The 7,388-nt window shown below is 74.5% G+C and carries 4 protein-coding genes; 1 reads left to right on the top strand and 3 read right to left on the bottom strand.

Annotated elements, in window-relative coordinates; all coding sequences use genetic code 11:
* Nucleotides 1-132 precede the first annotated feature (132 nt).
* The 3 genes from cimA to ACWGKU_RS39515 form a co-directional block, all read right to left on the bottom strand.
* Nucleotides 133-1,737 (bottom strand): citramalate synthase, encoded by a 1,605-nt coding sequence (gene cimA / locus ACWGKU_RS39505; RefSeq protein ID WP_401049502.1) that lies wholly within the window; start codon nucleotides 1,735-1,737, stop codon nucleotides 133-135.
* 414 nt (nucleotides 1,738-2,151) lie between these two features.
* A complete protein-coding gene (locus ACWGKU_RS39510; protein WP_401049504.1) occupies nucleotides 2,152-3,264 on the bottom strand; it encodes a branched-chain amino acid aminotransferase in 1,113 nt (370 codons plus the stop codon).
* Between the two features lie 248 nt (nucleotides 3,265-3,512).
* Nucleotides 3,513-4,550 carry a 3-isopropylmalate dehydrogenase gene (locus ACWGKU_RS39515; protein WP_359915405.1) on the bottom strand — a complete coding sequence of 346 codons (1,038 nt, stop codon included), beginning with the start codon at nucleotides 4,548-4,550 and terminating at the stop codon, nucleotides 3,513-3,515.
* A gap of 268 nt (nucleotides 4,551-4,818) precedes the next feature.
* On the opposite strand from ACWGKU_RS39515, the gene ACWGKU_RS39520 reads away from it, so the two are divergent.
* Nucleotides 4,819-7,302, top strand: a complete 2,484-nt coding sequence (locus ACWGKU_RS39520; protein WP_452180940.1) for a YfhO family protein — start codon at nucleotides 4,819-4,821, stop codon at nucleotides 7,300-7,302.
* Nucleotides 7,303-7,388 lie beyond the last annotated feature (86 nt).

The following is a 7,388-nucleotide window of genomic DNA, read 5'->3' on the forward strand; positions in this document are numbered from 1 at the left end:
GCGACAGCGCCAAGAGCGCCCTCATCACCCTCGTCGAACACGCCCTGCTGGCCCGACTGCGGTGATCGCGCACGACCGTGGCCCGCGGGACCTCCGGCGAGGTCCCGCGGGCCACAGGCGCGTTCGGGGCGACTACTCGGTGGGCTCCAGGCCGGCCCGGATCAGGCCGTAGGTGTACGCGTCCTCCAGCGCCAGCCAGGAGGCGGCGACCACGTTGTCGGCCACGCCCACCGTCGACCAGGTGGCGGCGCCGTCGGTGGACTCGATCAGCACCCGGGTCTTGGAGCCGGTGCCGTGCTGGCCCTCCAGGATGCGGACCTTGTAGTCCACCAGCTCGAAGGTGGCCAGCGGCGGATAGATGCCCTCCAGGGCCGCGCGCAGCGCCTGGTCCAGCGCGTTGACCGGGCCGTTGCCCTCGCCGGTGGCGATCCGGCGCTCGCCCTTGGCCCACAGCTTGACGGTGGCCTCGTTGCCGGTGAAGCCCTTCGGGCCCTGCTCGCTGATGGTCCGCCAGGACTCCAGCGTGTAGAAGCGGTCCCGGCCGCCGCGCACCTCGTCGCGCAGCAGCAGCTCGAAGGAGGCGTCGGCGGACTCGTAGGTGTAGCCGAGGTTCTCCTGCTCCTTCACCTTGGCCACCACCCGGCCGGCCAGGTCCCGGTCGCTGGAGAGGTCGTAGCCGAGCTCCTTGCCCTTGAGCTCGACGGAGGCCCGGCCGGCCATGTCGGAGACCAGCATCCGCATGGTGTTGCCGACCCGCTCGGGGTCGATGTGCTGGTAGAGGTCCGGGTCGACCTTGATCGCGGAGGCGTGCAGGCCCGCCTTGTGGGCGAAGGCCGAGAAGCCGACGTACGGCTGGTGGGTGGAGGGGGTCAGGTTGACCAGCTCGGCGATCGCGTGCGAGATCCGGGTCATCTCGGCCAGCCGGCCCGCGGGCAGCACCCGGCGGTCGTACTTGATCTCCAGCGCGCCGACCACCGGGAACAGGTTGGCGTTGCCGACCCGCTCGCCGTAGCCGTTGGCGGTGCACTGCACGTGGGTCGCGCCGGCGTCCACCGCGGCCAGGGTGTTGGCCACGGCGCAGCCGGTGTCGTCCTGGGCGTGGATGCCGAGCCGGGCACCGGTCCTGGCGAGCACCTCGGCGACGATCTCCCGCACGCCGGCCGGCAGCATCCCGCCGTTGGTGTCGCAGAGCACCACGACGTCCGCGCCGGCCTCGTGCGCGGTGCGGACCACCGACACCGCGTACTCGGGGTTCGCCCGGTAGCCGTCGAAGAAGTGCTCGCAGTCGATGAACACCCGCCGCCCCTGGGAGCGGAGGAACTCGACGCTGTCCCGGACCATCTCCAGGTTCTCGTCCAGGGTGGTGCGCAGCGCGAGCTCCACGTGCCGGTCGTGCGCCTTGGCCACCAGGGTGATCACCGGGGCGCCGGAGGCGACCAGCGCGGCCAGCTGCGGGTCCTCCGCCGCCCTGCCGCCGGCCCTGCGGGTGGCGCCGAAGGCGACCAGCCGGGCGTGTTCCAGCTCCAGCTCGGTGGCGGCGCGGGCGAAGAACTCGGTGTCACGCGGGTTGGCGCCGGGCCAGCCGCCCTCGATGAAGCCGACCCCGAACTCGTCCAGGTGCCGGGCGATGGCCAGCTTGTCCGCCACCGTCAGGTTGATGCCCTCCCGCTGTGCTCCGTCGCGCAGCGTGGTGTCGAACACGTGGAAACTGTCGTCGGTACGGGTGACCTCGGTCATGACCCCTGGTTCTCCGTTTCGGGGAGGAAGGTACTGCTCTGCCGGACTTTCTCGTCCCGGCTCCACTGTCCATGATCCCGCGCGCGGTCCCGGTGTCCCCGGGCCCCTTGTGAGGGCCGTCGGCCGGTCCGGGAGAAACAAAAAGACCCCTCGCGGGTGCGAGAGGTCTGCGCGCGGGTCTGGACGCTAGTGGTCGCTCCGCATCGGGTCGTGCGGGAAGCGGTCACTGCGGACCGGCGCGCCTGCTGCTAATCATCAGCGAAAGCGAGGACACGCTCGCAGTCTGGCACAGCTGCCCGGGATCCGGCCCGCTCGTCTCGCGATGCGAAACGGGCGGGCCGGGCCGGACGGGCGGGCGGGCGGGCAGGCCGGAAGGGCGAGCCGGGCCGGGCGGTGCCGGACGGGGTGCGGCGATCAGACGATCTTGTGCAGCCAGTGGTGGGTGTCCGGGGTCTGGCCGCCCTGGATCGACAGCAGGGCCTTGCGCAGCTCCATGGTCACCGGGCCGGGCTCGCCGGCGCCGACGGTCCAGTCGGCGGCGGCGGACTTCACCGAGCCGACCGGCGTGATGACGGCGGCGGTGCCGCAGGCGAAGACCTCGGTGAGGGTGCCGTCGGCGTTGGCCTGCTGCCACTCGTCGGTGGAGATCCGGCGCTCCTCGACGGCGTAGCCGAGGTCGGTGGCCAGCTGGAGCAGCGAGTCGCGGGTGATGCCGGGCAGCAGGGCGCCGGACAGCTCCGGGGTGACGATCCTGGCGTCCTTGCCCTCGCCGAAGACGAAGTACAGGTTCATGCCGCCCATCTCCTCGACCCACCGGTGCTCGGCGGCGTCGAGCCAGACCACCTGGTCGCAGCCCTTCTCGGCGGCCTGGGCCTGGGCGACCAGCGAGGCGGCGTAGTTGCCGGCGCACTTGGCGGCGCCGGTGCCGCCGGGCGCGGCCCGGACGTACTCCTTGGACAGCCAGACCGAGACCGGCTTGATGCCGCCCTGGAAGTAGGCGCCGGCCGGCGAGGCGATGATCATGAAGAGGTAGGAGTTGGCCGGGCGGACGCCCAGGCCGACCTCGGTGGCGAACATGAACGGGCGCAGGTAGAGGCTCTGCTCCGGCTCGTTCGGCACCCAGTCCTGCTCCTGGCGGACCAGCAGCTCGACGGCCTCGACGAAGGTCTCCACCGGCAGCTCCGGCATCGCCAGGCGGCGGGCCGAGGCCTGGAAGCGGGCGGCGTTGGCCTCCGGGCGGAAGGTGGCGATGGAGCCGTCGGCCTGGCGGTAGGCCTTCAGGCCCTCGAAGATCGCCTGGCCGTAGTGCAGGGTCATGTTCGCCGGGTCGATCTCCAGCGGGGCGTACGGCGCCAGCTGGGCGTCGTGCCAGCCCACGCCCTCGGTCCAGCGGACGGTGACCATGTGGTCGGTGAAGACCCGGCCGAAGCCGGGGTTGACCAGCCGGGCCTCGCGCTCCGCTGCGGACAGCGGCTGGGCGGAGGGCTTGAGGTCGAACGTGATGGGCGCCTGGGTGGCCGTGCTCATGGCTGTTTCCTTCACCGTGGGGTTGGTCCGGGCCGCCACCGCTGCAGATACGTTTCGGCAACATTCGCCGGAATGGACGCACAACGGCACGACCCACTGTCGATACTCGCATCCAGAGGGCCGTGCCGAACAGCTGTCCGCCCTTTTTTCGAGGGCGGCGAGCTGCGGTTATGCGGTCCGGCCCGACGGGCCGGAAACCTTGTCGGATCCGGCCCGTCGGCCGGAACTCCGCTCCTGGGTCCGGCCCGTCAGCCGGATACTCGGGCGGCGAGCGCGTCGCCGACCTGGGAGGTGCTGCGGGTGCCGGAGCGCTCGGCCAGGTCCGCCGCCACCGCGGCCTCGACCCCGGCGGCCTCGGCGGCGAAGCCGAGGTGCTCCAGCAGCATCGCGACCGACAGCACGGTGGCGGTCGGGTCGGCCTTGCCCTGCCCGGCGATGTCCGGCGCCGAGCCGTGCACCGGCTCGAACATGGACGGGAACTCGCCGCTCGGGTTGATGTTGCCGCTCGCGGCCAGGCCGATCCCGCCGGTGACGGCGGCGGCCAGGTCGGTCAGGATGTCGCCGAACAGGTTGTCGGTGACGATGACGTCGAAGCGCTCCGGCTGGGTGACGAAGAAGATGGTCGCCGCGTCGACGTGCAGGTAGTCGGTGGTGACCTCGGGGAACTCCTCGCCGACCTCGGCGAAGATCCGCGTCCACAGGTGCCCGGCGTGCACCAGCACGTTGTTCTTGTGCACCAGGGTGAGCTTCTTGCGCGGCCGCGCCTGCGCCCGGCGGTAGGCGTCGCGCACCACGCGCTCGATGCCGTACGCCGTGTTCAGGCTGACCTCGGTGGCCACCTCCTGCGGCGTCCCGGCGCGCAGCGTGCCGCCGTTGCCGACGTACGGGCCCTCGGTGCCCTCGCGGACGACCACGAAGTCGATCTCCGGCTCGCCGCCCAGCGGGGACCGCACCCCGGGGAAGAGCCGGCCCGGACGCAGGTTGATGTGGTGGTCGAAGGCGAACCGCAGCTTGAGCAGCAGCCCCCGCTCCAGCACGCCCGACGGCACGCTCGGGTCGCCGATGGCGCCCAGCAGGATCGCGTCGTGCGACTTCAGCTCCGCCAGCACGTCGTCCGGCAGCGTCTCCCCCGTCCGGTGGTAGCGCCGGGCGCCGAGGTCGTACTCGGTGGTCTCCAGCTTCACGTCGGCGGGGAGCGCGGCGCCCAGGACCTTGAGGCCTTCGGCCACCACTTCCTGGCCGATGCCGTCACCGGGAACAACTGCGAGACGAATGGTGCGAGACATGCTCGGACCCTACTCCGCCGTCCCAGGTACTGACACCTGCCGTCCACGATGCGGACTGTCGCGGTCGTCCGCGGTGCAACCGGTGACCGGCGGCCTCAGCCGCTCCGGCATCTCCGCGTCGGCGTCTGCTGCCACGGGAACGCGGTCGCGGGCCGAATCCCGCCGGTGCCGTCCCATCACCCCTTCGAGGGGGCGCGCGTGACGTCGGGGGCGCCTGGGGCGTGCTTAGGGTGGGCGGGTTCGGCGAAGCGCGTGGAACGGGGTGCGGATGGGCGAGCGGCGGCGGGAGGTGCTGGTCTGCGGGGGTGCCGCGGGGCTGGCCGCGGGCGGGTACGGGCTGGCGGCGGCGCTGGGCGGGCAGTGGCCGGCCGGGGCGGAGGCGGTCGCCGTGCCCTACCACGCCCACCTGTGGGACCTGCTGCACGGGCAGGCCGCCGGGGACCTGCTGGTCAACTGGAACAGCGGCTACGGCGCCCCGTTCCTGGCGGACTTCTTCGCCTACCTGATGAACCCCTTCTCCTGGCCCACCGCGCTGCTCCCCCGCGACCAGGGCCGGCTCGCCGTCCTCCTGGTCACCCTGGCCACCATCGGCCTCGGCACCGCCCTGATGACCCGGCTGCTCGGCCGCCTCCACCCGGGCCCGCGCCGGCTACGGGCGCTCGCCGCGGTCGGGTACGGGCTCTGCGCCTGGGTGCTGGACGTCGGCGGGGCGGCCCCGATGTGGCTCTGGGGCCTGGTCTCGCTGCCCCTGCTCGGCCTGGCCGCCGACTGGTGCCTGCGCGAGCGGCACTGGGTTGTCGGCGCGCTGTGCGTCGCGCTCGCCTGGGCGGGCAACCTGTACACGGCCGCGCTGGCGACCCTGGCGGCCGCGCTCCTGTTCGCCGTCCGGCTGTTCGCCGCCCCGCGCCCGCTGCGCCACCGGGTCCGGGCCACCGGCCGGGCCGTCACCATGGCCACCGCCGGGGTGCTGCTCGCCTCCCCGGTGCTGTTCGTCGCGGTGCTGGCCGCCCGCCGGGCCCAGCCGGAGTCCCCGGTCGAACCGCTCGGCCCGTCCGGCGTCGGCGCCCACCTCGCCCGGCTGCTGCCCGCCACCCACGGCGGGCAGCAGCTGCCGGACGTGGCGATCGGCGTCTTCGGCCTGCTGGTGGTGTGCGGGCTGCCGTTCAACCGGCGGGTGCGGCCGCGGGAGCGCGCCCTGTGGTGCACGGCGCTGGCGCTGGTGGCGGCCGGCTTCCTCTGGACCCCGACCGTGCTGGTCTGGCACGGTCTGGCGATCCCGGCCGGCGGGCCGTACCGGGTGGCCTTCGTGCTCAGCGGGCTGCTGGTGCTGGCGGGCTGGGTCTCGCTGGCGCACCGTCCGGACCGGCTCACCGTGCTGGGCGGCGCCGCCGTGGTGGCGCTGATCGCCGGCCTGGCGGCGGGCTGGCACACGGTGCGCCCGGCCACCTGGGTGCTGCTGGCCGTCGGCGGCGCCGTCCTGTCGGCCGCGCTGTGGCTGCTGGACCGCCGGCACTCCGACCGGCGGGCGAACGCGCTGGCCACCTGGGTGATCGGCGGCGCGGTGCTGGGCAACGCCGTCTGGTCGGGGTACGCGGCGCTCGGCTCGGTGCCCTCCGACGACGTCTCCCCGGCGGCGGTCCGGGCCGGGCACGCGACGCTGCGCGCGGCCGACGACTGGCCGCGCGGCCGCAGCGACCCCGGGCCGCACGCCTTCACCCCGAACGACCCGCTGCTGCTGAACGGCCAGGGCGGCGGCTGGTTCAGCAGCTACCTGCCGACCGTCACCGCCCTGCTGCTGCACGACCTCGGCGCGGGCTGGACGGCCGGCGGGCGGCAGACCGCGAGCGTCACCGACCCGGTCGGGCAGGCGCTGTTCGGGGTCCGCACCCACCTCGACGAGGGACCGGCGCCGCGTTCCTTCACCCCTGTCCGGGCGGCCGCCACGCCGCCGCTGGTCACCGTGCTGCCCCCGGGCGCCCGGCCGGAGAGGTCCTCGGTCTGGGCCCGGCAGGAGTCGCTGCTCGGCAGCCAGGTGTACGACGCCCCGCTGCCCGTCCCGGCGGGCGGGCCGGCGCCCACCCTGCACGGCACCAGCGGCTGGTCGGTGCCGAGCGGCGGGGAGGGCACGGTGTTCACCGCCGCCTGCACGCCGGGCGGGACGGCCTACTTCCACGGGCTCTGGTACCGGGGCACGGTCAGCGGCCTCGGCAGCGCCTTCCGCAGCGACGGCGAGCAGCCCACCACCGCCGTGCCAATCCACCGGCTGGGGACCGTCCCGGCGGACGGGGTGGTCCGGGTGACCCTGCGGTCGGACGTGGTGAGCCAGGTGCCCGCCCGCCCGATCGGCTGCCTGCGGGCCGGTGCCCTGGAGGCCGCGGTCGCCCGGCTGACCGCGACCGGCGCCACCCGGGTGGAGGCCGGCGGGCACACCCTCACCGCGGCCCTGCCGGCGGGTTCCACCGGCACCGCGCTGCTCTCCGTCCCGGCCACCGAGGGCTGGACCTGTGCGGTGGACGGCGGCCGCCGCGCCGCCCCCACGCCCGTGCTCGGCATGATCGGCGTCCCCCTGGGCGACGGCGCCTCCCGGATCGCCTGCGCCTTCCGGCCGCCCGGGCTCACCGAGGGCCTCGTCGTCGCCTCCGCCACCGCCGCCGTCCTCGCGCTGGTCGCCGTCTTCGCCCGGCTCTCGCGCCGCCCCACCCGCCCCCCGCGCCGCGACCGCCGCCGGGCGGCGCGGCCGGCCGGAGCGTGACGGGGACGGTCGGAGCATGACGGGCGCGGGCGGAGCGTGCCGGGGCGGGCGAGCCGCCGGAAACGTGCCGGGGCGGCCCGCCGGAG

The sequence above is a fragment of the Kitasatospora sp. NPDC054768 genome (genome assembly GCF_053612025.1).

Excerpts from the sequence above, each read along its gene's own strand:
- cimA (WP_401049502.1), bottom strand. The coding sequence starts at position 1,737 with ATGACCGAGGTCACCCGTACCGACGACAGTTTCCACGTGTTCGACACC.
- ACWGKU_RS39520 (WP_452180940.1), top strand. The coding sequence starts at position 4,819 with ATGGGCGAGCGGCGGCGGGAGGTGCTGGTCTGCGGGGGTGCCGCGGGG.
- ACWGKU_RS39515 (WP_359915405.1), bottom strand. The coding sequence starts at position 4,550 with ATGTCTCGCACCATTCGTCTCGCAGTTGTTCCCGGTGACGGCATCGGC.
- ACWGKU_RS39510 (WP_401049504.1), bottom strand. The coding sequence starts at position 3,264 with ATGAGCACGGCCACCCAGGCGCCCATCACGTTCGACCTCAAGCCCTCC.